This is a genomic window from Microlunatus parietis, from assembly GCF_013407955.1.
Taxonomy (GTDB): Bacteria; Actinomycetota; Actinomycetes; order Propionibacteriales; family Propionibacteriaceae; genus Microlunatus; species Microlunatus parietis.
Genome location: NZ_JACCBU010000001.1, coordinates 6424996 through 6451552 on the forward strand (window position 1 = coordinate 6424996; position 26557 = coordinate 6451552).

The 26557-nt window shown below is 68.7% G+C and carries 27 protein-coding genes; 18 read left to right on the forward strand and 9 right to left on the reverse strand.

The window, feature by feature from the left end; translation table 11 throughout:
• Window positions 1–7: 7 nt before the first annotated feature.
• The 3 genes from BKA15_RS30970 to BKA15_RS30980 all read right to left on the reverse strand — a co-directional run bounded on the left by BKA15_RS30970 (window position 8) and on the right by BKA15_RS30980 (window position 2526).
• Window positions 8–1234, reverse strand: coding sequence for an ATP-binding protein (locus tag BKA15_RS30970; RefSeq protein ID WP_179757517.1), 1227 nt, complete (start codon window positions 1232–1234; stop codon window positions 8–10).
• 171 nt (window positions 1235–1405) lie between these two features.
• Window positions 1406–2260, reverse strand: coding sequence for an HAD family hydrolase (locus BKA15_RS30975; RefSeq protein WP_218871652.1), 855 nt, complete (start codon window positions 2258–2260; stop codon window positions 1406–1408).
• The gene (locus BKA15_RS30980) at window positions 2224–2526 is read right to left on the reverse strand and encodes a hypothetical protein (protein WP_179757518.1); all 303 of its coding nucleotides are present in this window, start codon (window positions 2524–2526) and stop codon (window positions 2224–2226) included. Before BKA15_RS30980 ends, BKA15_RS30975 begins: the two co-directional genes overlap by 37 nt.
• A gap of 92 nt (window positions 2527–2618) precedes the next feature.
• Here BKA15_RS30980 and BKA15_RS30985 point away from each other — a divergent pair, with 92 nt between their 5' ends.
• On the forward strand, window positions 2619–3422 hold the full coding sequence (locus BKA15_RS30985) for a hypothetical protein (protein ID WP_179757519.1): 804 nt from the start codon (window positions 2619–2621) through the stop codon (window positions 3420–3422).
• A 1065-nt stretch (window positions 3423–4487) separates the two neighbouring features.
• Here the strand turns inward: BKA15_RS30985 and BKA15_RS30990 are convergent.
• Complete coding sequence (locus BKA15_RS30990; RefSeq protein WP_312879558.1) at window positions 4488–5504, reverse strand: LacI family DNA-binding transcriptional regulator; 1017 nt, start codon at window positions 5502–5504, stop codon at window positions 4488–4490.
• A gap of 601 nt (window positions 5505–6105) precedes the next feature.
• On the opposite strand from BKA15_RS30990, the gene BKA15_RS30995 reads away from it, so the two are divergent.
• The 5 genes from BKA15_RS30995 (at window position 6106) to BKA15_RS31015 (ending at window position 11902) form a co-directional block, all read left to right on the forward strand.
• Window positions 6106–6978, forward strand: a complete 873-nt coding sequence (locus BKA15_RS30995; protein WP_312879559.1) for an ABC transporter permease — start codon at window positions 6106–6108, stop codon at window positions 6976–6978.
• Window positions 6975–7916, forward strand: coding sequence for a carbohydrate ABC transporter permease (locus BKA15_RS31000; RefSeq protein ID WP_179757521.1), 942 nt, complete (start codon window positions 6975–6977; stop codon window positions 7914–7916). The genes BKA15_RS30995 and BKA15_RS31000 overlap by 4 nt, the downstream gene beginning before the upstream one ends.
• Window positions 7917–7964: 48 nt before the next feature.
• Window positions 7965–9590 (forward strand): extracellular solute-binding protein, encoded by a 1626-nt coding sequence (locus tag BKA15_RS31005; RefSeq protein ID WP_179757522.1) that lies wholly within the window; start codon window positions 7965–7967, stop codon window positions 9588–9590.
• A gap of 81 nt (window positions 9591–9671) precedes the next feature.
• Window positions 9672–10724 (forward strand): Gfo/Idh/MocA family protein, encoded by a 1053-nt coding sequence (locus BKA15_RS31010; RefSeq protein WP_179757523.1) that lies wholly within the window; start codon window positions 9672–9674, stop codon window positions 10722–10724.
• Entirely contained in the window at window positions 10721–11902 is a 1182-nt protein-coding gene (locus tag BKA15_RS31015; RefSeq protein WP_179757524.1) for a Gfo/Idh/MocA family protein, read from the forward strand. Before BKA15_RS31010 ends, BKA15_RS31015 begins: the two co-directional genes overlap by 4 nt.
• A 266-nt stretch (window positions 11903–12168) precedes the next feature.
• Here the strand turns inward: BKA15_RS31015 and BKA15_RS31020 are convergent, their stop codons facing one another.
• Window positions 12169–12639: a Rossmann-fold NAD(P)-binding domain-containing protein gene (locus tag BKA15_RS31020; RefSeq protein ID WP_179757525.1), complete on the reverse strand. Its 471-nt coding sequence runs from the start codon at window positions 12637–12639 to the stop codon at window positions 12169–12171.
• A gap of 157 nt (window positions 12640–12796) precedes the next feature.
• On the opposite strand from BKA15_RS31020, the gene BKA15_RS31025 reads away from it, so the two are divergent.
• Genes BKA15_RS31025 through BKA15_RS31035 form a run of 3 tightly spaced genes read left to right on the forward strand, consistent with a single transcriptional unit; the run spans window position 12797 to window position 16180 of the window.
• A complete protein-coding gene (locus tag BKA15_RS31025; protein WP_179757526.1) occupies window positions 12797–15175 on the forward strand; it encodes a CehA/McbA family metallohydrolase in 2379 nt (792 codons plus the stop codon).
• The gene (locus BKA15_RS31030) at window positions 15175–15570 is read left to right on the forward strand and encodes a hypothetical protein (protein ID WP_179757527.1); all 396 of its coding nucleotides are present in this window, start codon (window positions 15175–15177) and stop codon (window positions 15568–15570) included. The genes BKA15_RS31025 and BKA15_RS31030 overlap by 1 nt, the downstream gene beginning before the upstream one ends.
• A 52-nt stretch (window positions 15571–15622) precedes the next feature.
• Window positions 15623–16180: a dihydrofolate reductase family protein gene (locus BKA15_RS31035; protein WP_179757528.1), complete on the forward strand. Its 558-nt coding sequence runs from the start codon at window positions 15623–15625 to the stop codon at window positions 16178–16180.
• 91 nt (window positions 16181–16271) lie between these two features.
• On the opposite strand, the gene BKA15_RS31040 is transcribed toward BKA15_RS31035, so the two are convergent.
• Both BKA15_RS31040 and BKA15_RS31045 read right to left on the reverse strand, forming a co-directional pair.
• Window positions 16272–16505, reverse strand: coding sequence for a P-loop nucleotide/nucleoside kinase family protein (locus BKA15_RS31040; RefSeq protein WP_179757529.1), 234 nt, complete (start codon window positions 16503–16505; stop codon window positions 16272–16274).
• 30 nt (window positions 16506–16535) lie between these two features.
• Window positions 16536–16688 (reverse strand): hypothetical protein, encoded by a 153-nt coding sequence (locus BKA15_RS31045; protein WP_179757530.1) that lies wholly within the window; start codon window positions 16686–16688, stop codon window positions 16536–16538.
• 120 nt (window positions 16689–16808) lie between these two features.
• On the opposite strand from BKA15_RS31045, the gene BKA15_RS31050 reads away from it, so the two are divergent.
• The 3 genes from BKA15_RS31050 (at window position 16809) to BKA15_RS31060 (ending at window position 17764) form a co-directional block, all read left to right on the forward strand.
• Window positions 16809–17090: a PadR family transcriptional regulator gene (locus BKA15_RS31050; RefSeq protein ID WP_179757531.1), complete on the forward strand. Its 282-nt coding sequence runs from the start codon at window positions 16809–16811 to the stop codon at window positions 17088–17090.
• A 151-nt stretch (window positions 17091–17241) separates the two neighbouring features.
• Window positions 17242–17445 carry a DUF1048 domain-containing protein gene (locus tag BKA15_RS36055; protein ID WP_246322461.1) on the forward strand — a complete coding sequence of 68 codons (204 nt, stop codon included), beginning with the start codon at window positions 17242–17244 and terminating at the stop codon, window positions 17443–17445.
• A 1-nt stretch (window position 17446) separates the two neighbouring features.
• On the forward strand, window positions 17447–17764 hold the full coding sequence (locus BKA15_RS31060) for a DUF1048 domain-containing protein (protein ID WP_179757532.1): 318 nt from the start codon (window positions 17447–17449) through the stop codon (window positions 17762–17764).
• Here BKA15_RS31060 and BKA15_RS31065 read toward each other — a convergent pair.
• Together BKA15_RS31065 and BKA15_RS31070 are read right to left on the reverse strand one after the other, a co-directional pair.
• Complete coding sequence (locus BKA15_RS31065) at window positions 17716–18399, reverse strand: phosphotransferase (RefSeq protein WP_179757533.1); 684 nt, start codon at window positions 18397–18399, stop codon at window positions 17716–17718. The two genes, BKA15_RS31060 and BKA15_RS31065, sit on opposite strands and share 49 nt — an antisense overlap.
• Window positions 18400–18451: 52 nt before the next feature.
• Window positions 18452–18775, reverse strand: coding sequence for a DUF2277 domain-containing protein (locus BKA15_RS31070; protein ID WP_179757534.1), 324 nt, complete (start codon window positions 18773–18775; stop codon window positions 18452–18454).
• Between the two features lie 54 nt (window positions 18776–18829).
• Between BKA15_RS31070 and BKA15_RS31075 the strand changes: the two genes are divergently transcribed.
• The 6 genes from BKA15_RS31075 to uvrB all read left to right on the forward strand — a co-directional run bounded on the left by BKA15_RS31075 (window position 18830) and on the right by uvrB (window position 26512).
• Window positions 18830–19309: an NUDIX domain-containing protein gene (locus BKA15_RS31075; protein WP_312879562.1), complete on the forward strand. Its 480-nt coding sequence runs from the start codon at window positions 18830–18832 to the stop codon at window positions 19307–19309.
• 198 nt (window positions 19310–19507) lie between these two features.
• Window positions 19508–20983 (forward strand): 30S ribosomal protein S1, encoded by a 1476-nt coding sequence (gene rpsA, locus BKA15_RS31080; protein WP_179757535.1) that lies wholly within the window; start codon window positions 19508–19510, stop codon window positions 20981–20983.
• Between the two features lie 83 nt (window positions 20984–21066).
• Window positions 21067–21663: a dephospho-CoA kinase gene (gene coaE, locus BKA15_RS31085; RefSeq protein WP_179757536.1), complete on the forward strand. Its 597-nt coding sequence runs from the start codon at window positions 21067–21069 to the stop codon at window positions 21661–21663.
• Between the two features lie 108 nt (window positions 21664–21771).
• Entirely contained in the window at window positions 21772–23238 is a 1467-nt protein-coding gene (locus tag BKA15_RS31090; RefSeq protein ID WP_179757537.1) for a PrsW family intramembrane metalloprotease, read from the forward strand.
• On the forward strand, window positions 23235–24302 hold the full coding sequence (locus BKA15_RS31095; RefSeq protein ID WP_179757538.1) for a hypothetical protein: 1068 nt from the start codon (window positions 23235–23237) through the stop codon (window positions 24300–24302). Before BKA15_RS31090 ends, BKA15_RS31095 begins: the two co-directional genes overlap by 4 nt.
• 110 nt (window positions 24303–24412) lie before the next feature.
• Window positions 24413–26512 (forward strand): excinuclease ABC subunit UvrB, encoded by a 2100-nt coding sequence (gene uvrB, locus BKA15_RS31100; RefSeq protein ID WP_179757539.1) that lies wholly within the window; start codon window positions 24413–24415, stop codon window positions 26510–26512.
• Window positions 26513–26557 lie beyond the last annotated feature (45 nt).

The following is a 26557-nucleotide window of genomic DNA, read 5'->3' on the forward strand; positions in this document are numbered from 1 at the left end:
GGCGTGCTCAATAGGTGTCCGCGAGGAGGAAATCGGGAATGCGCTGGTGGATGATGCCACCGGTGCGGTCGCCGGCGAGCGGATCGAGCGTCACGACGTACTTCGGATGGTTGTCCGGGATGGCCGCCAAGGGTGCGTACTCGCGCTGCCGGGTGGCTGCCGACGCGGCGATGGTGGCCGCAACCTGGACGTAGAGCGTCTCGTCGCGCCGGGTCGCAACGAAGTCGACCTCGGCCGGGCCGACCTTTCCGACCGTCACCTGGTAGCCGCGTCGTCGAAGTTCGGACCACACGATGTTCTCCAGGACACCGGGAAGGCGTTGATCCGAGTAGCCGAACAGGGCATGAACCAGCCCGTGATCTCCCGCGTAGTGCTTCTCGTCGGTGGCGAGCAGCGCGCGCCCTCTGAGGTCGTAGCGTGGAACCCGAGCGATGACGAAGGCTTCGGCCAGCGCGGAGAGGTAGTTCAGCACCGTCTCGTGCCGGATGGCGCGTCGCTGGGACTTCAGGTAGGCCGCGACCCGGCGGGCGGAGAACGGGTTGCCGACATTGTCCAGCGCAAAGGTGGCCACACGTTCGAACATGTCGGCGTCGCGGATCGCGTGGCGGGTCAGGACATCCCGGACGAGGGTGGACCGGTAGATGTCGGTGACCAGCGCGCGGGCGTCGGACTCCTCGAACGGAAGGATGTGCACGCCGGGAAAGCCGCCGTATCGGAGGAACCTGGTGAACTCTTCATCCGTACGTGAGGTTTCTCGGTTCGAGTACGTTGCCGTGAAGTCGAGATACTCGCGGAAGGACAACGGCCAGACGTCGATCGAGATGTATCGACCGGCGATGTAGGTGGCCAGCTCTCCGGACAGCAGGCGCGAATTCGAGCCGGTGATGTAGAGGTCCGTCCGGCCGTCAACCGTGAGGGAGTTCACCAGGCGTTCCCACTCGTCGACCTCTTGGATCTCGTCCAGCAACACATATCGCTGGCCGTCCGCTGGCAGCTCGGACGCGATGTAGGAGTCCAGTGCCTTGGCGGTGCGGAGATGGGACCATTCGAGCGAGTCGAAATTCAGATGCAGGATCCGCTCAGCCGGCACACCGCGTCCTCGGATCAGTCCGGCCGTGAGTTCGAGTAGCCGAGATTTGCCAGATCGGCGCATGCCGGTCAGCACCTTGACGACCGGAGCGTCGATGAATGGTTCTATCCGGTCCAGATAGAGCGGCCTGTCGACAAGACTCATCCAGCATCTCCCGTGGCGATTAGAACCGCCATCATAGACAGGATCGGCTGTCGTGGCGACTATAACCGCCAGCTCGCTTCGCTTTCGTGTACGGCAAGCTGCTGGCCGCCGAGTACGACCCGCGGGACCGTTGGGACCTGACCAGGATCTTCGACGGGCTGAACCGCAGCCTCAGCGCGGGAGGTCGGCCAGCAGCAGCTCGAGCACCGCAGCGACGCCGTCCTCCTCGTTGCCGCCCGCGATCTCGTCCGCAGCGGCTACCGCCTCGGGATGCGCGTTCGCCATCGCGACGCCACGCCCGGCCCAGGCGAGCAGCTCGGCGTCGTTCGGGGCGTCGCCGAAGGCCAGCACCTCCGCGCGGTCGATGCCGAGGTGGGCGCTGAGCTTCGCGACGGCCCACGCCTTGTTGACCCCATCGGCGAGGATCTCGACGAACGGGGCGCCGGAGTGGGTGACCGCGAAACCGTCCAGGCCGAGCGCTCGTACCTCCATGATCAACTCCGACGGTGCCCACTCCGCGTGCCGGACGATGAACTTGAGGCTCGGCTCGGCGAGTACCGCGGTCAGCTCGTGCCCGCCCATCGTCGCGGGGTCGCGTTTGTGATCCTCGAAGTGGGCCAGCTGGGCGTACCCGTCCTGGGCCACGAACACCTCGCCGCCCGACCGTACGCTCACGAACAGGACGCCGGGCAACCGCTCGGCCAGCGCGGCCGCGACCGGCTGCTGCACCGCGACATCGACGTGGGCCTCGAACAGCACCTCGCCGGTGGTCAGGTGCTGGCACTGGGCCCCGTTGCCGCCGAGCGCCCAGCCGGTGAAACCGGCCTGCTCGGCGATCATCCGGATGCCCCATGGCTGCCGGGCGGAGACCGGGACCACCTCGATCCCGGCGGCCCGAACAGCGTCCAGGGCCCGCCGGGTCCGCGGGCTCACCGACAGGTCGTCCCGGAGCAGGGTGCCGTCCAGGTCGGTGGCGATCAGCCGCACCGTCACGGCAGCGGGGTCCAGGTGAAGGCCTCGCGCCACCAGTCGTCGTCGGCCGCCCAGGACCGCAGTGCGTCGAACGCCGCGTCGCCATTGGGTACGGTCGCCGCCTCGCTCGGGGCGTCCTGACCCGGGGTGATCTTGATCATCCAGCGGCCGTCGTCGGCGGATTCGGCCCGCGCGACCCGGCCGTCCGGTCCCTCCATGATCACGGAGCCGGCGCCGCCGGTGAGCAGCGGCCGCAGCGTCTCCGGCGTGATCTCCTCGATGACCCGGCCGTCACCCGTCGTCGCCCGAAAGTTCGCCATGGCCCCATCCTGTCCGATCCGGTTCCCCGGCTCGCCGCCGGCCGCCGGAAACCGGCTCGCGGCGGCCGGGATCGTACGGAAGGCTTGGCCGGGTGAGCACGCGCGAGGTCGTCGGCATCGCCGTCGACAAGGGCTTGGTCCGGCGCTGGCGTGACTGGTTCGCGCCAGCCCGGCAAGCGTTCCCGATCGGCCTGGTGCCGGATGCCGCCGCAGCGGCCATCCCGATCCGGACGATGAAGCCGACCGCCGAGTGGGTGGACACCTTCTTCATGTACGGCGGCTCGTGGACCTGGTTCGACGAGTCGGAGTTCGCCGCGCTGCCCGCCCGCAGCCGGCGAGCCCTGCTGGCGGCCCGCCGGCGGACGATGCGCCCCAAGACGGCGCCGGTGCTCTGGCCGTCGGAACTCGCCCGGGCGGGCGACGAACCGATGTTCAGCTGGATCGAGTCGGGCATCAAGCCGAGCCGCCACGGAGAGGTGCCGCGGGACGTCTGGCGCACCGCCCGCCGGCTGCTGCCCGAGGCCGAGCGGCTGGCCGGCACCTTCGAGCCGGCCGGCTCCGGCCCGAACTGCTTCGGCAACGTGCTGGCCGCCGCCGGGGTGCCGGACAGCGAGACGGTCAGCGTCGGCCCGGGACAGTTCCAGACCTGGCTGGACGAGGCCACCGAGCCGGTACGCGGGACCGGCCATGATCAGGAACCGGGCACCGTCCTGGTCTGGACCGAGCGCGGCAAGCTCGGGCACGCCGTGGTGACCCTCGGCGACGGCTGGGTGCACAACAAGCCCTCCCAGTCCTGGTCCAGCCCACGCCTCGTCTGGACCGTCACCGCCGCCGTACACTCCTGGCGCTTCCCCGGCACCAAGCTGCACCGCTACAAGATCAAATCCGCCACCTGAGCCCTCGCTTCAGCTCGATCACGGACGACGCCGAGCGGACGCCTTGACCGGCAGAATCGCCGAAATCGAGGTCAAGGGGTCCGCTCGGTGATGACCGGGCCGCCCGAAGACGCACGATCGCCGCCCGGTCCCGCACGAGCCGGACGCGCTGTGCTTGGGCGACGCCTTCGGGGTGAGAGCGGGCACGTCCGATCGCCGCGACGCCTTCGATCACCCTAGTTGGTTCCCGAGCGAGTCCTGGTGCGACGATGCTCGGCGCGTCGGGTGTGGTGTGGTGGGTGCTGCGGCTGGGGTCCCGGGCGCCTTCGTCGCGTCGGGCACGTGGTCTGCTGGCTAGCTCCGGCTGAGTCCGGGGCCTTGGCGTCGGGCGTGCAGTCAGCAGCGACGCGCCTCGGCCGGGTCCGAGCGGCTTCGTCGCGTCGAGCGTGTGATCCCGTGGCATGCCCGGCCGGGCCGGGCGGTTTCCTGGCGTCGGGTGGGCCTGCTGGCGTACTTCGGCTGGGTCCGAGCGGCATCGTAGCGTCAGTCGTGGGGCCTGCTGGGCACGCCTCGGCTGGGTCCGGGCGCCTTTCCTCGCGTCGGGCGTGCGATCCGGTGGTTGGCGTGCTCCGGCCGGTGCGGGCGGCTTCGTCGCGCCGGGGTGTGGTCCGGGTGATGTGGTCCGGCCGGATCCGGGCGGCTTCGTCGCGATGAGTGTGTGGTCGGGTGGCGTGCTCCGACCGGTATCGGGCGGCTTGGCGCGTCGGGGCTGGCGGCGTTCTCGGTGCTGGGCGCCGGCGATCTTCCCGGTCGCGGCGCTGTGATCATGCCGGCGTCCACCCCCGTCCGTTCCGCGCGATCTCCCCGGTGCTGCGGCGCTGTGATCATGCCAGCATCCACTCCGTCGGTTCCGCGCGAACTCCTCGCGCCGCGGCGCGAGGAGCCCGTCAGGTCCGGCGCCGTGCAGCCGGCTCCCTGCGGGGGTGTCCTCGCGCCGCGGCACGCACCGGGCGCCGCCTCCAACCCCTTCGCCGACAGGTCACTTGTGCAGCGACACGCCGACAGAACGCCTGCTTTTGTGACTGGTCAGCGGGATTTGGGTGGGGGTGGGGCGGTGGACTCGCGGTAGATGAGGCGGTTGATGGTCTTGGTGGTGGGTTCGGGCGCGGGTTCGCCGCGGATCTCGGCGAGCAGGCGGAGGATGCCGTCGCGACCCTGGGCCTCGCGGTTCACGGCGACGGTGGACAGCGACGGGGTGGTGAACCGGGCGAACTCGAGATCGTCCCAGCCGAACACGCTGAGATCGCGCGGCACCTCCCAGCCGCGGGACCGGGCGCCGCGGATCACCCCGGTGGCGACGACGTCGTTGCCCGCGACCACCGCGGTGACGCCGCAGTCGTCCGGCAGGCTGGTGATCCCGTCGTACCCCGACTTGGCGGTCCAGTTGCCGTCGTGGACGCCGACCGAGCGCAGGCCCATCCGCTCGATCGTCTCGAGATAGACGCTCTTCCGGTTCCGGGCCGAGGCGAACGTCGACGGTCCGGCGACGTGGAAGAAGTCCCGGTGGCCGAGCCCGGCAAGGTGTTCGATGATCTCCCGGATCTCGGTCGCGTCGGCGAGCTCGCCCAGGCCGCGGAGGTTGTCGTCATAGGTGCCGGTGGCCACGATGGGGATCTCGGCGGAGGCTCGGCCGCGTACGTCGATCGAGGAGATGGACAGGATGCCCTCGACCTGACCGGACCGGGCCAGATCGATGATCCGGGCCGAACGAGACCGCACGCTGCCCTCGACGCTGACCATCTCGACCTGATACCCGGCCTGATGCGCGGTCTCGGTCGCCGCCGCCAGCAGCCGGCCCGGGAAGGCTTCCGGGCTCGCGGGCATCACGATCGCCAGCCGGTTCGTCCGCCGGGTCCGCATCGAGCGGGCCACCAGGTTCGGCCGGTAGTCGAGCGCCTTCACGGCGAAGTCCACCTTGACCCGGGTGGTCGGCTTCAGGCTCTCCTTGTCCTGCAGATACCGCGAGACCGTCGTGTGGGAGACACCGGCGAGCCGGGCCACCTGATGGATCGTCGCCGGTCTGTTCGGGCTGGAAGTCGTCACAGTGTCCTCCTCACGCTCCCGCATGCCGAGTCACAGTATCACTGGGTGGACAGCTGTCCGTCGATTATGCGCAACTCGGCTCGCTGATGCCGGAAAACCTCATCAAATCCGTGACCAAGAAAGTGATCGATCCACCGATCGTACGGGATTCCAAGGAATTTCGGCATCACGTACAGAAATTGCACGATCGGAACCTTCTCGGTCGACCGGACCAGTTCATCGGCTGGACCGGACTCGGCCGGGCGGGGTGGCCGGACCGGTGCCGGCGGACTGTGGGTCCGGCGCCCGAGCGTCCTCGGGGATGCCTTGTCGGCATGGTTTTCCGGGTACGGGACCGGGTTCGGACACCGGTTTGCAACGATCCATGGCAAACGATGGCAACCGTTGGCCACGGCCTTGACGCCCTGCGTCGGTCCCGATTACTGTCCCGCACAGAAAAGTGGATCGATCACTTTTTGCCGGCCGACCCAAAGGAGCGTTCGTGACCGAGGTCGATCTCGCCCGGCCGGCCCGCCGAACACGCGGGCCGGAGGCGATAACGGAATCTCCGCATCAAATACGGAGACTCTCCATCTTCACGCGATTACGGCGTGACTATCCCGTGCTGCTGCTCGCGATTCCGGGAATGCTGATCATCCTGGCGTTCCAGTACTACCCCTTGTGGGGCAACGTCATCGCGTTCCAGGACTACCAGCCCTACCTCGGGGTCGAGCAGAGTCTCTGGGTCGGCTTCGAGAACTTCAAGATCATCGCCAGCGGTGACCCGGCCTTCCTGAACGCGGTCCAGAACACACTGATCCTGACCGCGATCCAGACCGTGATCGTCTTCCCGGCTCCGATCGTCGTCGCCCTGGTCCTGCACAGCCTGCTCTCCAACCGGCTCCGCCAGCTGGTGCAGAGCATCATCTACGTGCCGCACTTCATGTCCTGGGTGATCGTGGTCGCGGTCTTCCAACAGGTGCTGGGCGGCACCGGCATGATCAACAACTGGTTGCGGATGAACGGCTTCGAGGCGATCAACATCATCGGCAACGTGGAGGCGTTCCGGGCGCTGTTGACCTCGCAGGTGATGTGGAAGGACACCGGGTGGGCGACCATCCTGTTCCTGGCCGTGCTGTCCCAGATCGACCGTTCGCTGTACGAGGCGTCGGCGGTGGACGGTGCCGGCCGCTGGCGGCAGACCTGGCACGTCACGCTGCCGGGCCTGAAGCCGATCATCATCCTGTTGTTGATCTTGAAGCTCGGCGACTCGCTGACGGTCGGCTTCGAGCAGATCATCCTGCAGCAGTCCGCGGTCGGGGTCGATGCGAGTGAGGTCCTCGACACGTACGTCTACAACAACGGGATCATCGGCGGGAACTGGGGCGTCTCGGCCGCGGTCGGCCTGGTGAAGAGCGTCGTCGCGCTGACGCTGGTCCTGCTGGCCAACAAGATCGCGCACAAGTTCGGCGAAGAGGGGGTGTACAAGGGATGACCCAGCTCACGGCGGCACGGCCTGCTCGTGCACAAGGGAAGCGGCGTCAGGTGCTCGTCGGCGGCATGGTGATGCCGCGGATGCCCGAGCGGGTGATCAAGGCGATCTTCCTCTTCGTCATCTGCGGCTTGGTGGTCTTCCCGTTCATCGGGGTGATCTCGACCAGCCTGGCGACGCCCGAGGAGGTGGTCCAGTCGGGTGGCTTCGTGCTGATCCCGACGCAGGGGCTCGATCTGTCCGCGTACCGTTCGATCTTCGCCGGCGGCACGGTGACGCAGGCGCTGCTGGTCAGCACCTTCATCACCACGGTCGGCACCGCGATCGCCCTGCTGCTCACCTGCACGCTCGGCTGGGCGCTGAGCCGGCGCGGCACGATCGGCAACAAGGCGCTGTTGCTCCTGGTCCTGATCAGCCTGCTGTTCAACCCCGGCCTGATCCCGATGTATCTCACCGTTCAGCAATTCGGCCTGCTGGACACGTTGTGGGCGGTGATCGTGCCGACCTGTGTCAGCGCGTTCAACGTGATCGTCGTCCGGGCGTTCTTCGTCGGACTTCCGCACGAGGTCATCGATTCGGCGCGGATCGACGGCGCCACGGAATGGAAACTGTTCTGGCACATCGGCCTGCCGCTGTCGAAGGCCGTGGTGGCGGTGATCGGCCTGTTCTACGGGGTCGGTTACTGGAACAGCTTCTTCAGCGCCCTGCTCTATCTCGACGACAGCAGTCTATGGCCGCTGCAACTGGTGCTGCGCACCTATGTCGTCAACGGTGTCGAGATCGGTGGCCAGGATCTCGGCGTCGGCCAGGAGATCCTGCCGCCGCAGACTTCGATCCAAATGGCCATTCTGATGATTTCGATCATTCCGATTCTTTGTGTGTATCCGTTCATTCAGCGTCACTTCGCGAAGGGCGTCTTGACCGGAGCCGTGAAGGGCTGACCCGAACAGGTCGTCCTCTTGCCCTAGGAAAATGAAAGGTACGAGACAATGAAGACTCCCGATTCACGGCTGACCCGCCGGGCGATGCTCGCCGGAGGTGCGGCGCTCGGCATGGCCGGCGTCGTCGGCTGCTCGAACGAGGGCCGCGGCGGCACCACCGGCAACAACGACGAGGCGACGCGGACCCAGGTCCGGCCGGCCTATGTCCGTTACGAGGGCGTCCAGCCCGACCTGCCTGGCGCCGAGTACAAGATCCCGGACGCGTTCCTGAAATACCCGGAGGCTCCGGTGGACGCGATCACGGAACCGCCCGGCGACGGCAAGCCGATCACGGTGACCACCTACACGAACACCCCGATTCCGCCCAAGCTGGAGCAGAACACGTTCTGGCAGGAATTGAACAAGCAGGCCGGATCCCCGATCGAGGTGAGCCTCACCCCGTCGGTCGACTACACCCAGAAGTTCGCCACGGCGGTCGCCGGCAACAAGCTCGGCGACATCTTCCTGGTCGGTGGAATTCCGCAGGTCCCGCAGATGCTGGCGGCGAAGGCCGTCGACCTCACGCCGCACCTTTCCGGCGACAACATCAAGAAATACCCGTTCCTCGCCAATCTTCCCGAAGACGGCTGGAATTCCTGCATCTTCGGCGGCAAGATCTACGCCATCCCCATTCCGCGCGGCGCGATCAGTTCCAGCGTGCTCTACAGCCGCGAGGACATGCTGGCGGACCAGGGCCTGAAGGCCGAGGTCAAGAGCGCCGATGATTTCGTCGAATTGTGCAAGGCTCTGAGCGACAAGCGGAAGAACCGGTTCGCGCTGGCGACCGCGCCGACCCAGTACGTCCGGAACATGTTCGCGATGCCCAATCAGTGGAGCGAAGAGGGCGGCAAGCTGGTCAACTTCCGCGAACACGAGGCGCACGAAGCGGTGTTCGAGATCTTGAACCAGCTCTGGAAGGCCGGCTACATCCACCCGGACGCCTACTCGGGCCAGAACCAGGACATGAAGGTGCGGTTCAACAACGGGTCCAGCCCGCTGGTGGTGGACACCTTCAGCGGCTGGCAGACCTACCTGCAGACCCGGGTCGATGAGGACACCCGGATCGCGATCATCCCGCCGCCAAAGGCCGACGGCTCCGGTGTCGGCGCGACCTGGCTGGGCGGCCACGTCATCGGCACCGTGGCGATCAACAAGAACGCCGAGGACCGGATCGAGACCATCCTGGCGTATCTCAACTTCCTGGCCGCTCCGTTCGGCACCCAGGAATACCTGTTCCGCAAGTACGGCCTTGAGGGCGTCCATCACAAGATGGTCGACGGCAAGCCGGTGATCAACGACAAGGGGTTCAGCGAGACCCAGCTCGGCCTGTCCTACCAGGCCGACGGTCCGTGGACGATCTTCCTGCCCGAGGACGCGGAGAGCACCGAGACCTGCTTCAACGCGATGAAGGAGATCATCCCGAACGCGCTCGACAACCCGGTCACCGGCATGTATTCCGAGACCGACCGCCGCAAGGGCCCGCAGATCAACGAGGCGCTCGACGACGTCACCGAGGACATCATCACCGGCCGCAAGCCGATCTCGGCCTGGGCGCCGGCGGTGAAGAAATGGAAGACTGACGGCGGTGATCAGATCGCCGAGGAGTTGAGCAAGGCACTCGCCGAATCCCGCTGACGGACAAGATCATCCACGTTGTGAAAGGAACGCCCCTCCGGTCGCGAAGGGGCGTCCCACCTTCCTGATCGAGAGGAATCCATGACCACCCCGCAGCCCGTACGGTTCGCCGCCGTCGGACTTGATCATGCTCACATCTTCGGCCAGATCGCCGGCCTGATCCGGTCCGGCGCCGAGTTCGTCGCGATGGCGACCGACGACCCGGACGCGGCGATCGCCGCCAAGGTCCGGGAGGTGCACCCGGACGTCGAGGTTGCCGACGATCCCGACGAGCTGGCCGTCCGGGACGGCATCGACCTGGTCGTCACGGCCGCGGTGCCGGACCGGCGCGGCCCGATCGCCGTTGCGGCGCTCCGGGCCGGCAAGGACGTCGTTGCCGACAAGCCGGGCTGCGTCACCCTTGATCAACTCGCCGAGATCGAGAAGGCGGTCGCCGATACCGGCCGGTTCTGGTCGGTGACGTTCTCGGAGCGGTTCGAGGTGAAGTGCGTGATCAAGGCCGGCGAGTTGGTCCGGGAGGGCCGGATCGGCACCGTCGTGCAGACGCTCGGCCTCGGCCCGCACCGGGTCGGCGACCGCGGCCACCTCGGCGACGGCAAGGGCCGGCCGGACTGGTTCTACGACAACCAGCGCTACGGCGGCATCATCGCCGACATCGCCTCGCACCAGATCGACCAGTTCCTCTGGTTCACCGGGTCGAAGACGGCCGAGGTGGTGGCCAGCACGGTCGGCAACTTCGCCAATCCGGACACGCCGGGCCTGCAGGACTTCGGGGAGGTCCTGCTGCGCAGCGAGACCGCACAGGGCTACGTCCGGGTCGACTGGTACACCCCGGCCGGGCTGCCGACCTGGGGCGACGGGCGACTGATGGTGCTCGGCACCCAGGGCTACATCGAGATGCGCAAGTACGTCGACCTGGAGGGCCGCGAGGGCGGCAACCACCTGTTCCTGGTCGACCAGGAGGGCACCCACTACATCGACTGCAGCGACGTCGAGCTGCCGTACTACCCGGCCCTGGTCCAGGACGTACGGGAGCGGACCACGACAGCCGCGCCGCAGGAGCACACGTTCGAGACGATGCGGCTGGCCCTCACCGCCCAGCAGAACGCGACGGTCCGGGGAGCGGCCCGATGAGTGATCGGAAACTGAAGGTCGCGGTGGTCGGCTGCGGCGGGATCAGCCGCCGGCACCTGGAGGGGTACGCCGACGTCGGCCGGACCGAGCTGGTCGGCGTGGCCGACATCGTGCCGGAGCGGGCCGAGGCCGCGGCGGAGCGCTACGGCTCGAAGCCGTACGGCAGCGCGGCCGAGTTGCTGTCCGCGCAGCAGCCGGACCTGGTCTCGGTGTCGACGCCACCGGGCAGCCACGCCGAGATCGCGATCGAGGTGCTCCGCGCGGGCGCCTCGGTGCTGATCGAGAAGCCGCCGGTGCTGTCGCTGGCCGAGCTGGACGCGATCGCCGAGGCCGAGCAGGCGAGCGACGGCTCCGCGTACGTGATCTTCCAGCACCGGCACGGTTCCGGCGCGCTCCGGGCCGCCGACCTGCTGGCCGGCGGTGCGCTCGGCACGCCGCAGGTCGCCGTCTGCGAGACGCTCTGGTTCCGGCCGCGCAGCTACTTCGACCCGGACTGGCGCGGCACCTGGGAGGGGGAGGGCGGCGGCCCGACGCTCGGCCATGGGATCCACCAGATCGACCTGCTGCTGCACCTGCTCGGCCCGTGGCGGACGATCACCGCGACCGCGGTCCGGCTGGACCGGCCGGTGCAGTTCGAGGACGTGTCGCTGGCCACGGTGATCTTCGAGAACGGCGCCGTCGGGACCGTGATCAACAGCCTGCTGTCGCCGCAGGAGTTGAGCCGGATCCGGATCGACACGACCGGCGGCTCCCTCGAAGTCGATCATGTGTACGGCTACAAGGACGCCGACTGGAGCTTCCACCCGGCACCCGACCCGCGCCGGGCCAAGAAGCTCGGAGCGGATCCGGGGGTCCGTACCGCGACCGGCGAACTGGCCGCCGCGACGGCCGGGGATGATCATGAACTCGATCCGTGGACGGCCTCCGCCGGCCCCGAGGTGCCGAGCAGCCACCGGGCCCAGCTGACCCGGGTGGTCGACGACCTGCTCGCCGGCCGGACGCACGACACCACGCTGGCCAGCACCCGGCCGACGATGGAGTTCGTCACCGCGCTTTACGCCTCGGCGATCACCGGCGGCCCGGTGAACCGGGCCGACCTCACCCCGGGGCACCCGTACTACGCGGCCCTGCACGGCAACGTCTCCCAAGAGAACATCGACACCGCCATGACCCTCTGACCACCCGCACCCCCCAAAAGAACCCGCCGACCGGGCACAAAAGCAGCCGATCTTGCGGCGTGTCGCTGCTGAGGTGCCCGGTCGGCGGAGCGGGGGTGGGCGAGTGGGTTCGGGTCGGCGTCGTGCGAGTGGTCGGTGGAGCGGGTTGGGTGCGCGTAGCGCCGAACGCGCCGTCGAGGTTCTCGCGCGGTCCGAGTCGCCTGGCCCTGGCTTCGCGGGCGACGGCGTGGCCGTCCCCGCAACGATGGCGCGTCGGGCGGCGTTTCTCAGCGGCGAGCGCCGGCCGTCCGTACGGCCTCCGGGAGATAGGGATCCATGATCAACATCAGGCCCGCGCCCTCGACGATCGACCGGACCCGGCCGGCCTCGTCGTCCGGCAGCCAGCACCCCTCGGGCCCGGTGGTGCCGTCCTCGAACCGGCCCGACTGGTACCAGAGCCACCGGGCACCGAGCTGCCCGGCCTGATCGGCCACCCAGGGCAGATCCTTGGCGAGCGTGTAGGTCGGCCAGGGAAAGACGTAGACCAGGTCGGCTCGTTCCGGCGGACGTCCGGTGCGCCGGATCTCGATCGTGTCGTCGGCGCCGAGTTCGTGGACGAAGATGTCGTCGGGTTCGGGCCCGCCGTAGACGGTCACCGTGTAGCCGGCCCGCACCAGCGTGTCCGGTACGTCCTCCTTCGGCCAGTTGTGCAGCAGGATGTCGCTGACGGACGTGAGGACCTCGGCGGTGGAGTCCATCTGGCTCTCCTCAATTGATTGTCGCTGTTCCGAATATTTCACAGAATCCGAAATTAGTCGAGGGTGTGGAAAGTCGCTCGCCGCGCCGGGAACGGCGACGTAGGCTCGGCGGGAGCCCCGTTTCCCCGCGGGGGCGTACGCCTGCGATGGGAGCAGTGTGACCCTCGACCACACCGACCAACTGACAGCGGCGAACCCGGCGGCGCAGCCGATCCTCAGTTCCGCGACCCGGGCGTTGGGCCGGCTGGCCGAACTCGGCGAACCCGTCGATCCCACGCTTCGCGAGGCGGTGACCGCGCTCGCCGAGCGGCCGGACGCCGACCTCGCCGACGAACTGCTGCGCCTGCTCGCACCGCACCTGCTGCTGGAACTCACCGTCGGCCGGCACGGCCCGGAAACCCTGGTCCAGCACGGCGAGCCGGCCCGGCTGGTGCAGGGCGGCTGGAACAGCTTCCTGCTCTGCGCGGTCAACCCGGGCGGACTGGAGGCGACGTTCTCCGTGTCCGGCGGCGGCAGCGACGTCACCCGGGCGAGCGGGATGGTCACCCGGCCGTACCTGCCGGACCGGATCGAGCACGCCGCGACGATCCGGGACAAGTGGTGGTACGAGCTCAAGCTCGACGGGCCGGGCGCGCTGACCGGCCGCGAACTCGAGTTCTTCGTGATCAGCCTGCACAGCCGGGACGCCGGCCGGCGCGCCGCCCCGATCACCGTGTCCCGCACCGGCCGGCCGAACGACGGCACCGCCGGTGACAGCTGGACCCAGACCCAGCGGCGCCGGCTCTGGACCGTCGGCTCGGCGTCGGTCGACGTCGAGGTGGACGCGGTGCCGGCCCACGACGTCGTGCTGGACGTGCGTGACGCCGACGGCCGGACCTGTGTCGCCTCGATCATCGCGAAGGACGACCTGGGCCGGGTCTACCCGAACCGCGGGCTGCGGCTGGCGCCGGACATGTTCTTCCAGGACCAGGTGTACCGCTCGTCCGGCGAGATCCTGCAGTTGCCGGCGGGGGAGTACGCCATCACGGCCTGGCGCGGCCCCGAGTACCGGCCGGTGACGACCCGGTTCACCGTCGACTCGGCGGGGCCGGCGCCGCTCGCCGTACAGCTGGACCGGTGGATCGACCCGGCGGCGCGGGGCTACTACTCGGGCGACCCGCACATCCACGGCGGCGGCTGCTCGCACTACAGCCAGCCGACCGAGGGCGTGTCGCCGGAGACCATGATCAGGCACGCCCGCGGCGAGGCGATCTGGGTGTCCAGCGTGCTGACCTGGGGGCCTTGCTACTACTACCAGAAGCAGTTCTTCACCGGCCGCAGCATCAGCCCGCCGGCGATCCTGGAGCACCCGTCGCACCAGGAGGCGAACGGCGTCACCTGGCAGCCGCAGCCCACCCAGACCGACCGCGAGAGCGTGCTCCGCTACGACGTCGAGATCTCCGGCTTCCCGTCCAGCCATTCCGGCCATTTGATCTTGCTCGGCCTGACCGACCAGGACTATCCGGGCACGTCGGTGCTCGAGGACTGGCCGTCCTGGAACCTGCCGATCCACCAGTGGGCGCAGGCCCAGGGAGCGTTCACCGGGTTCGCGCACTGCGGGCTCGGGATGGCGACGCCGTCCCGGGAACTGCCCAACTTCGACCTGCCGCCGTTCTCCTCGATCGGGTCGAACGAACTCGTCGTCGACGTCCCGCACGGGGCCGCGGATTTCATCGCCGGCGCCGAGTTCGGGCTCGCGGCCGAGATGAACGTCTGGTACCACCTGCTCAACACCGGGTTCCGGACCCTGATGCTCGGCGAGACCGACTTCCCGTGCGTCTCCGACGAGCGGCCCGGCATCGGTCGCACGTACGTGTCGCTGCCGGAACCGCCGGCCGGCGACCGCGCGCTGGAGGCCTGGATCGACGGGCTGCGGACCCGCTCCTCGTACTTCGGGGACGGGCGCAGCCACGCCTTCGACGTGGCCCTGGACGGCGACCAGTCCCGGGAGCAGCGACGGTCCGCCGCCGGGCCGGTGCGGTTGACCGCGACCGTCGCCGCCCTGCTGCCGGAGCAGCGGCCGGAGCCGAGCGTGCCCGACTTCGACTACGACCTCGCGCCGGCCGAACTCACCGTGGCGAGCGACGGATCGTCGGACTGGGACGCGTCGGCCTGGCACCTGGAATGGGCCCGGATCGGCGACACCCGTACCGTCGCCGTCGAGGCCGTGGTCAACGGACAGGCCGTGGCCCGCCAGGAGATCGTGGCCGACGGGACCGAGCAGGAGGTGAGCTTCGACCTGGAACTGGAACGCTCCTCCTGGGTGGCGCTGCGGCTGCTGCCCAGCCTGCACACGTCGCCGGTCTTCGTCGAGATCGCCGGCCGGCCCATCCGCGCGTCCCGCCGCAGCGCCCAGTGGCTGCACGACTGCGTTGATCAACTGTGGGAGGTCAAGCACGGCTTCATCCGGCCGGCCGAGCGGCCGGCGGCGCGGCTCGCGTACGACCAGGCGCAGGCCGTCTATGCCGAACGCCGCGACGAGAGCGAGGTCGACTGATGTCCTGCGAACCGGGCTGTTCCTGCTGCACTCCGGCCGTCGCCGACGCAGCATTCGTGGTGACGATCAACCCCGAGGGACGGGTCGAGGCGGCCCGGACCGAGCTCGCCGTCGCCCCGGTCCGGCCGGGGGAGTGGGCCGAGATCGACGTCGCCGTGCTGAACCAGGGGTACGTGACCGGGCCGCTGCACCTGCGCTGGTCCCGGCTGCCCGGCCTCGAGGTCGACGCCCCGGACACCGAGCTGACCGGAGCGGCGCGGCAGGACACCCGGTTCCGGGTCCGGCTCGCCGACCCGGGCGCGGTCGATGTCACGCTCCGCTTCTGGGCCCTCGGCGCCCTCGGCGGCCTGGCCAACAAGAACACCGCGCAGCTGTACGTACGCACGGCTTCGTGAACTTCTCCGGGGCTCCCCGATGAGTTCAGTCGGCGGCACCGGTCTGCAAGACATGAACACAGACCTGGTGATCCTCCGGCACGGCCTGTCACTCGACGGTTACGGCGCGGCCCCGCCCGGTGTGCCCGAGGACTTCTTCGTGGAGTACGACGAGGACGAGGAGTTCGTCGCCCACATGGGCGAGTTCCTCGGCCGCGCCGGGGTTCACGCGATGGGCTCGCGGACGTATCGGGACATGGCGGGCCACTGGCCGTACCAGAGCGGTGTCGAGGCCGACGCGATGAACACGATCCCGAAGGTCGTCTTCTCCAGTCGCCCGATCGAGACCCCATGGGAGCAGACGACCGTCTGCTCCGGCGACCTGGCCACGGAGTTCGCCGGCCTGAAGGCCAAGGGCGTCGGGCCGATCATGGTGCACGGCGGTGTCCGGTTCGCCCAGTCCGTGGTCCGCGCCGGCCTCGTCGACGAGTTCCACCTCCTGATCAAACCCGTCGCCCACGGCGCCGGCGGCCCGCTGTTCACCGAGTTCACGAAGCTGAAGCTGGTCGACGTGAAGTCCTTCCCGCGCGGCAACCTCGCCCTGACCTACGTCCGGCCCGACGCCGACTGATCGCGCCGGGTGTCGCGAAACGACCTGAGCTCGGGCGTTGGCCGAGGATAAAACGCACTATCGGTTGAGTTGAGGTCGATCCCGACAGCAATCATCCGGGGTAAGCGCGGATCCATCGGGTTGCCGGTGCGACGGCATCCTCGATGACTGCCGTATCGATCGTGATCTTGTGTGCGAGGTGCTCGGCCTGCCAGGGATCAAAGGGGACTTGCTGGAGCTGCTCCCACGTTGGCCCGAGATAGCCGGTTGATCCGCGTTGCCGCTGCGCCACCCGGCGCCGGTGCTCGACGGCTTCGAGCCGGGTCTCCACGAAGACGAGTGGCACGTCCAGCCGCTTGGACCCCTCGAGCCAGGTCTAGCGACGATCGTGCGTCGCGTTTCCGCCGTCGACAACGACAGTGAGGCCGGCTTCAACGTTCTGGGCAGCGACTTCGGCACAGATGTCGTACCCGATGGCCGCCGTGGACGCTTCATCGATCTGTTGCGATGCGAGGATCGGGACCACCATTGCATCGACGCTGAGGTAGGCGGCTGAAAATCGCGGTGCGCGGCGACGCGCGACGGTCGACTTTGCCGGTGCCGGGTCGGCTTGCCAGAACGATGAGTCTCGGAGCAGTTCGAAGTCTGCGTGCTCGAGATCATCGGCGGCGAGGAGACGTACGGCTACGCGATCACGCGCCGGCTGAACGAGCTCGGCTTCCCCGACGTCGTCGAAGGAACGGTCTACACGATCCTGGTCCGGCTGGAGCGGAACGGCCTCGTCGAGGTCACGGAACGACCGTCCGAGCTGGGCCCGCCGCGCAAGTTCTACGCACTCAACGACGTCGGCCGGGCGGAACTCGCGACGTTCTGGGCGAAATGGGACTACCTCACCTCGCGGGTCGGCAAGCTCAAGGAGGGAAGCAGATGAACTTCTGGGAAACGATCACCGGGAGTGATCTGACCAGGGAATGAAAGGCGTTCGAGGCCCGAGCCGCGGCGCTGCCACCGGACCACAAGGCGGCCTGGGACAAGATTAAGTTCCACTCGCGGTCCCCGGCGACTTCAGCGGCCGGAAGCTGATGCCGGTCCTGGACGGCGTCCTCGGCCTGCTCGAGGAGACCGCGGCCGACGGGCAGAGCGCTCGGGACGTGCTGCTGGGCGACGACCTTCCCGGCTTCTGTGCCGCGCTGACCGGCGGACCCGAGATCCGGACCTATCGGGACCGGTGGCGAGAGCAGCTGAATCGCAACGTGGCCAGGAAACTGGATCGGCTGGGAGGCTGAGATGGGAATCCAAGACCTCATCGAGGGCAAGAAGCAGTGGCGGGCCCACCTGGCCCGAGTCAAGGCGCTGCCGCCGGACTACCGGATTGTCTACGCCGAACTGCAGCGCTACCTGTTCAAGGTCGGCCCGGTCTCCCTGACCGAAGGCAACCTGCTGGCCGAACTCGTCGACTTCTTCGAGGAGGGCGTCGCGGCCGGCAAGGGCGTCCTCGAACTCACCGGCAAGGACGTCGCCGCCTTCGCCGACAACCTGATCAAGGACACACCCACCTATGCCGACCAGTACCAGGACGCTTCCGGCGGAAAGTCCGAGGCCTGACTACCTTTTTCGGTTCGGGGGGCGACGACCTGGATCAGGTCAAACACCCTTGTAAGCGAGTCGGAGTCGCTCCACGGTGTCCTCGTCGGTGAAGGGCCAGCCGTAGGCGTCGAGGAAGGCGGGCCCCAACCGGGCCCGAGATTGTGCTGGAGACTCCAGACGGCCGCGGCAAGGTCGACTTCAGCACGATCGATCCGAAGTTCTCCGACGTCGAGATAGCCGGTGATTCGCTCGCCGGTGGCGAGGAAGTTGGGCAGGCAGGCGTCGCCGTGCACCACGACCAGCCCCGGACCCTGACGGCCGAACGGGCAGGTGTCCGGGTCGATTCCATGAAGGCGACGCAGAGCTGCCGCGAGCAACTGCACCACCAGGACCGGCTTCCGTCTGTGGTTGTCGTCGGTCAGGTCGCGGCCGATGCCCGCCCGGGTGAGCAGCAGATCAGGATCACCCGGGCGGAAGCCGAGGACCGGCGGGGCTGGGAGGTGACGCCCCAACCATCGGAGCCGATCCCGCTCGGCTCGGAGGTCGGGCGCCGTCTTCAGAAAGAGGACCTCATCGCCGCCGTGCAGGCGCTTCGTGCAGCGGCCGTCGCGCTGATACACGACCTGCCATTCCAGTACGCGCCGCTGCGACACCTGCGCAGCCCACGAGACGTCTGCCGAGTCGCACATTCGAGTCCGGGTGGGCTCAGTGGGTGTGGGCGATCCCCAGTTCGTGCATCCGCTCGTGCTCCTCGCGCTCCTTGATCCGTTGTGCGATCCGGGCCTGGACCTCGGGCCGGCGCAGCGGTGGCACGCTCTTCGGCGGCTGGCGCCGCTCCGGCAGGGACTCCAGCAGCCGGGTCACGATGCCGGAGATCTCCTGGACGGCCTGCTCGACCGGCTCTCGGGTCGCGTCGCTGACCTTCGTCACCCCGGTGACCTTGCGGACGAACTGCAGGGCTGCGGCGGTGATCTCCTCGTCGGTGGCGGGCGGATCGAGACCACGCAGCGTGGTGATGTTTCGGCACATGCTCCGAACTTACCGCCGCCCGGTGACACCCGGCACCCACTTACACTCGGGCCGGTGAGCGGGGAACGGTTGGACCGGGCGAGCTTCCTGGCGACGCTGCCGCGGCGACGGATCGGGGCCGGCGCGCTGATCCGGGACGAGGCCGGCCGGGTGCTGCTGGTGGAGCCGACCTACCGGCCGGACTGGCTGTTGCCGGGCGGTACGGTCGAGGCCGACGAATCGCCGAGCACCGCGTGCCGCCGCGAGGTGCTGGAGGAGCTGGGGCTGGACCGCCCGCTCGGCCGGCTGCTCGTGATCAACTCGAATCGACCCGACCCGCCGACGGATCCGTACGGCTCCCTGCAGTTCGGCTACGACGGCGGCGTGCTGACCGAACCGGAGATCGCGGCGATCAGGCTGCCGGCCGACGAGCTGAGGTCGTACGCCTTCGTCGAGGTGGACCGGATCGGCGACCGTCTGGGTCCGCGCAGCCGACCGCTGGTGACCGCCGGGCTCGCGGCCCTGGCCGACGGTACGTTGCACGAGCTCGAATGACCCGGACTCAAATTGACCCTGCTTTGTCCGCGGCGATAGGCTGTCGTGTCGCTGTGGCCTGCGCGACCTCGGACGGAGTGGGTCACGCTCGTACACCCTGGGCAGCTGGCAGCAGGTCAAGGTTCTCGGCGGAACGGATTGTACGGAAGGGCCGCAGCAACCCGAATTTCTAGTCCAGCCATATCGGAGCCCTACTACATGACGTCCTCCCTAGAAGCGCCGCCGCAGGTCGCGGTAGACGACTTCAGTTCGCCGGAAGCCTTCCTCGAGGCTATCGACGCAACAATCAAGTACTTCAACGACGGCGACATCGTCACCGGAACCGTCGTCAAGGTCGACCGCGACGAGGTCCTGCTCGACATCGGTTACAAGACCGAAGGGGTTATCCCCTCCAAGGAACTCTCGATCAAGCACGATGTCGATCCCCACGACGTGGTCAGCGTCGGCGACGAGGTCGAGGCCCTGGTCCAGCAGAAAGAGGACAAAGAGGGTCGGCTGATCCTGTCCAAGAAGCGGGCTCAGTACGAGCGCGCCTGGGGCACGATCGAGAAGATCAAGGACGAGGACGGCGTGGTCACCGGTCAGGTGATCGAGGTCGTCAAGGGCGGCCTGATCCTCGACATCGGTCTGCGGGGCTTCCTGCCGGCCTCCCTCGTGGAGATGCGGCGCGTCCGCGACCTCCAGCCGTACGTCGGCCAGGAGCTCGAGGCCAAGATCATCGAGTTGGACAAGAACCGCAACAACGTCGTGCTGTCCCGCCGGGCCTGGCTCGAGCAGACCCAGTCCGAGGTGCGGCAGTCCTTCCTCACCCAGCTGCAGAAGGGCCAGATCCGCAAGGGTGTGGTCTCCTCGATCGTCAACTTCGGCGCGTTCGTCGATCTCGGCGGCGTGGACGGGCTGGTGCACGTCTCCGAGCTGTCCTGGAAGCACATCGACCACCCGTCCGAGGTCGTCGAGGTCGGCCAGGAGGTCACGGTCGAGGTGCTGTCGGTCGAGATGGACCGCGAGCGCGTCTCGCTGTCGCTCAAGGCGACCCAGGAAGATCCGTGGCAGGCGTTCGCGCGGCTGCACCAGATCGGCCAGATCGTTCCGGGCAAGGTCACCAAGCTGGTGCCGTTCGGTGCGTTCGTCCGGGTCGAGGACGGCATCGAGGGCCTGGTCCACGTCTCCGAGCTGGCCGAGCGCCACGTGGAGATCCCGGAGCAGGTCGTCCAGGTCAGCGACGACGTCATGGTCAAGATCATCGACATCGACCTGGAGCGTCGCCGGATCTCGCTGTCGCTCAAGCAGGCCAACGAGAGCGTCGACGTCACCTCCGAGGAGTTCGACCCGGCCCTCTACGGCATGACGGCGAACTACGACGAGCAGGGCAACTACATCTACCCCGAGGGCTTCGATCCGGAGACCGGCGAGTGGCTCGAAGGGTACGAGGAGCAGCAGGCGGCCTGGGAGCAGCAGTACGCCGAGGCTCACGCTCGCTGGGAGGCCCACAAGAAGCAGGTCGTCGAGGCCGAGAACGGCGACGTCGTCGCGCCGCCGTCGACCGCTTCGTACTCGAGCAGCAGCAACAGCGGTGGCAGCTCCGCTCCGACCCCCAGCGCGCCGGAGGGCTCGCTGGCCTCGGACGAGGCACTGCAGGCCCTGCGCGAGAAGCTGACCGGCAGCAGCAACTGATCACGCAGTAACTGATCACCACGGAACGGCCCCGGACGCGCGAGCGCCCGGGGCCGTTTCGTCCTACCTGCAAAGGACCCTGGATGCGGATCGCGTTGACCGGCGGCATCGCGTCGGGCAAGTCGGCGGTATCGGACCTGCTTTGCGAGCGAGGTGCGGTGATCATCGACTCCGACCTGCTGGCCCGCGAAGTCGTTGCCCCGGGAACGCCCGGGCTGGCTGCGGTGGTCCAGCGGTTCGGCCCGCAGGTGCTGGACGGTGATCAACTCGACCGGGCGGCGCTGGGCAAGATCATCTTCGCCGACCCGGCGGCCCGGCGTGATCTTGAGGCGATCACCCATCCGTTGGTACGGCAGCGCGCCGAGGAGTTGGAACGGGCGGCGCCCGACGACGCCGTGGTGATCCAGGTGATCCCGCTGCTGGTCGAGGCCGGGCTGGCGGACGGCTTCGACCTGGTGATCGTCGTCGACGCCGACCCGGCCCAGCAGCGGGAACGGCTGCGACGCCGCAACGGCCTGGACGAACGGCAGGTCGAGGAGCGGCTGGCGGCGCAGGCGAGCCGGGCCGAACGGCTGGCCGTGGCGGACCTGGTGATCGACAACACCGGCCCGGCCGAGGCGCTGCCGGGCGAGGTGGACCGGTTGTGGCGCAGGGTCCAGGACATTCGGGACGCGAAGTGACATACTCTCCGGCGGACGCACCCTGCGGCCCGTGAGTTCGGCTGCGCGTTCCGGGTGCACATCCGACACAGCCGTTGTCGATACGGCCCAGCCCGTAGGAGGACTCGCGTGGAGTGTCCACGATGCCGAGCCGAACTCCCCGAGGTCGCGCACTTCTGTCACGTCTGCGGCCAGGACCAGCGCTCCGGTGACCAGGCGCGCCGGAAGGCGTTCGCGGTCAAGCCGGACGAGCCGGTCACCTCGTTCGCGCTGATCTCGACGATCATGCCGCGCGGGACCGGGGAACGCCCGCAGACGTACCGGATCGCGCTGGTGTTCGCGTTGGTGGTCGCGCTGGTCGCGGCGATCTTCGGCGCGCTGCCGATCGCGGTGCTGGTGGCCGCGTTCGCGATCCCGCTGGTCTACATCGTCTACCTGTACGACGTGAACCTGTGGGACGACGCCCCGGTGCCGGTGACCGCGATGGCGTTCGGCCTGACCGGCGTGCTGGCGATCGTCTTCACGATCGTCTGGTGGCGCGGCCTGGGCGGCCCGCGGGTGATCACGACCGACCTGGAGGGTCTGGACAGCGGCCCGAGCGTGGCCGGTTTCCTGATCGCGGCGCTGCTGGTGCCGATCATCGGCGAGGCGATCCGGCAGGTCGGCCCGCTGGTACTGGCCAGCCGGCCGCAGTTCGACGACCTGATGGACGGCCTGACCTTCGGCGTGATCTCAGGCGTCTCGTACGCGACGTTCGACACCCTGGTCCGGCACTGGGACCTGCTGACCGGAGGCCTGCAGGCCGCGGACCCAGGCGTCTGGGTGCCGCTGATGTTCCTGGAGGGCTTCGTCAAGCCGCTGCTGATGGGCACGGCAACGGGCATCGCCTGTGCCGAGTTCTCCGGGCTCGGCCGGGGCTACGACGGGTTCACGCCGCGCTACTTCCGCGGCCTGGTGGAGGCCGTCGTGGCCAACATCGCCTACCAGGGCGGGATCTACCTGTTCTCGTTCCTGGGCAACCTCGCCCTGAGCATCTCGCTGAACGTGATCTGGGGCGTGCTGATCCTGTCCATCCTGATCCTTCGGGTACGGACCGTGCTGCACTCCGGCCTGATGGAGGCCGCATTGGAGCGGACGGCCCGCGAGGGCGGCGTCGGCGAGGACGGCGAACTCGGCTTCTGCGCCCGCTGCGAGATGCCGCTGCTCGAGCACGCGGCGTTCTGCAACGCCTGCGGTACGGCGGTCCGGGTGCAGCCCAAGGCGCACCATGTGCGGGGCCGGGCCGTCGTGGCCGCGGCCGCCGCGCTGCCCGAGGCCGGCGTGCCGGGCCTGGCCGAGACCGAGGACACGGTGCCGGTGTATCCGCCCGAAGCGCAGCAACCGCCGGCCAGCGTACCGCAGGATCAGGCGCCACCGATGCCGCCCGCTCCGGCCGAGCAGACCGCGACGTTCGACGAGGCCGCTCCGGCCGACGAGACCGCCCCGGCCGACGAGGCCGTACCGGAGGCTCCGGCGGAGGAGCCGGCGACCGCCGAGGAGGCCGACACAGCGGCGCCGGAAGTGCGCCCCACCGACGGTGAGGAGGGCCGGTCGTGAGCCAGCAGCCGGGACAGTGGGGCCACCAGCAGGGCGGCCAGCCGGGTTGGCCGCCGCAGCAGGGCCGCCCGCAGCAACCCCAGCAGCCGCAACAGCCGCAGCAAGGCTGGGGCCAGCAGCAGGGTGGCGGCTACGGGCAACAGGGCGGCGGACAGCAGGGCGGTTACGGGCAGCAGGGCGGGCAACCGGGCGGCTACGGCCAGCAGGGTGGCTACGGCCAGCAGGGCGGCTACCAGCAGCCCGGCCAGCAACAGGGCTACGGGCAGCAGGGCTACCGGACCCAGCCCGGCGGGTACGGCGGCGGTGGCGGCGGCTACCAGCAGCCGCCGGGTGGCTCCGGCCAGCGGCCCCCGCAGCGCAGCGGCGCCATGGTGATCGGCATCGTGGTCGCGGCGGTCGTGCTGCTGGTGGCGATCGGCGGCATCTTCATGCTGCTGAACCGGAACTCCGCCGGCCCCGAGGCGACGATCACGCCGACCAACACCCAGCCGCCGACGACGGGCCCGACCGAGGATCCCACCGAGGAGCCGACCGAGGAACCGACGGAGGATCCGACCAGCGAGCCGCCCACGGACGACCCGACCAGCGAGCAGCCGACCGACGACCCGACCGGCGGCGGCAGCAGCGAGCAGGTCAGCCTCGGCAACGGCGTCAGCGTACGGATCCCGAACGGCTGGTCCGACCTCGGCAAGAGCGGCTCGGTGGTCCGGTACAGCAACGGCGAGGACCAGTGGACCGGTCAGACGGTGACCGGCATCAGCGACGCGGTCGACGACGTCTGCGACGCGTTCATGCAGCAGGTCGCCAAGAAGATGACCAACGCCAAGTATCTGGAGGCGAAGGCCTCCAAGGCGTCCAGCCTCTCGATCGCGAGCTGCGGCGTCAGCGGCACGGTGACCGGCAGCGGCGGCTCGGGCCAGCTGATGGTCAACTGCCTGATGGCGCTGAAGTCGGACGGGACGCTGGCGGCCAGCACCGTCTACTACACGCCGAGCAGCGACACCGCGCAGCTCAGCAAGGACTGGGGCGCGATCAACGGCTCCATGCTCAGCTCAATGATCTGAGCTCTGGTCACCCGGCAGCAGGGAGGGTCCGGTCGCCGCAGGGCGGCCGGACCACCGGAGCCTGGCTGCGCGATCACCGCGTTGTCAGTGCCGGGTCGTAGGCTCGACGCATGCGTCCGCTGGATGAACTGATCCGAACCGTCGCGCCGTTCAAGGTGCACAGCGACTTCGAGCCTGCCGGCGACCAGCCGCAGGCGATCGCCGACCTGGAGCGCCGGCTGGCCGCCGGCGAGCAGGACGTCGTGCTGCTCGGCGCCACCGGCACCGGCAAGACGGCGACGGTGTCCTGGCTGGCCGAGCGGGTGCAGCGGCCGATGCTGGTGATGCAGCCGAACAAGACCCTGGCGGCGCAGTTCGCCAACGAGTTGCGCCAGTTCTTCCCGAAGAACGCGGTGGAGTACTTCGTCTCGTACTACGACTACTACCAGCCGGAGGCGTACGTTCCGCAGACGGATACGTACATCGAGAAGGACTCCTCGCTCAACGAGGAGGTCGAGCGGCTCCGGCACTCGGCCACCAACTCGCTGCTGACCAGGCGCGACGTCGTCGTGGTCGCGACCGTCTCGGCGATCTACGGTCTGGGCAGCGCGGAGTCGTATCTGGAGCAGATGGTTCAGCTCCGGGTCGGCCAGGAGATCGAGCGCGATTCGCTGCTGCGCAAGCTGGTCGGGATCCAGTACGTGCGCAACGACCTGGCCGGGACCCGCGGCACGTTCCGGGTTCGCGGCGACACGCTCGAGGTGTTCCCGAAGTACGAGGAGATGGCGGTCCGGGTCGAGTTCTTCGGCGACGAGATCGAAGCCCTGTCCACGATGCACCCGTTGACCGGCGAGGTGATCTCGGAGGACCAGGAGGTCTTCCTGATGCCGGCCAGCCACTACGTCGCCGGGCCGAACCGGATGGAGCAGGCGATCGTCAAGATCGAAGCCGAACTGGCCGAACGCCTGGCGGAACTGGAGCAGCAGAACAAGCTGCTGGAGGCGCAGCGCCTGCGGATGCGGACCAGCTACGACATCGAGATGATGCGGCAGATCGGCACCTGCTCCGGCATCGAGAACTACTCGCGGCACATGGACGGGCGGGCCCCCGGCGAGCCACCGAACTGCCTGCTGGACTACTTCCCGGAGGACTTCCTGCTGGTGATCGACGAGTCGCACGTGACCGTGCCGCAGATCGGCGGCATGTTCGAGGGCGACGCGTCCCGGAAGCGGACCCTGGTGGACCACGGCTTCCGGCTGCCCAGCGCGCTGGACAACCGGCCGCTCCGGTTCGAGGAGTTCGTGGAGCGGATCGGTCAGACGATCTACCTGTCGGCGACGCCCGGCGACTACGAGATGGCGCGCTCCGACGGCTTCGTCGAGCAGCTGATCCGGCCGACCGGGCTGGTCGATCCGCAGGTCGTGATCAAGCCGACCCAGGGCCAGATCGACGACCTGATGGGGGAGATCAAGACCCGGACCGAGAAGTCCGAGCGGATCTTGGTCACCACGCTGACCAAGAAGATGGCCGAGGACCTCACCGACTACCTGCTGGAGAACGGGATCAAGACCCGGTATCTGCACTCCGAGGTGGACACGCTGCAGCGGGTCGAGCTGCTGCGCGGGCTGCGCACCGGCGCCTTCGACGTGCTGGTCGGGATCAACCTGCTCCGGGAGGGCCTCGACCTGCCCGAGGTGTCGCTGGTGGCGATCCTCGACGCCGACAAGGAAGGCTTCCTGCGCAGCGCGAAGAGCCTGATCCAGACCATCGGCCGGGCCGCCCGGAACGTGTCCGGTGAGGTGCACATGTACGCGGACAAGATCACCGACTCGATGGCCGCGGCGATCGAGGAGACCAACCGGCGGCGGGAGAAGCAGGAGGCCTACAACAAGGCCCACGGGATCGACCCGCAGCCGCTGCGCAAGAAGATCGCCGACATTACCGACATGCTGGCCCGGGAGGACGCCGACACCGAGGACCTGCTGTCCAAGCGCGGCGGCCGGCGCCAGAAGGCCGCCGTCCCGTCGCTGGGCAAGGCGGCCGACCTGAGCGAGCGCGCCCGCGAACTGGCCGGCCTGCCCGCCGGGGACCTGGCCGACCTGGTCCAGGACCTGACCGACCAGATGCACACCGCCGCCGCCGACCTCCAGTTCGAGGTCGCGGCCCGCCTCCGCGACGAGATCTCGGAACTGAAGAAGGAACTGCGCCAGATGGTCGAAGCCAACCGCTGACGCGTCCTCTCGCAACCGCGCCCGTTCCTCGCGTCGCGACCGTTG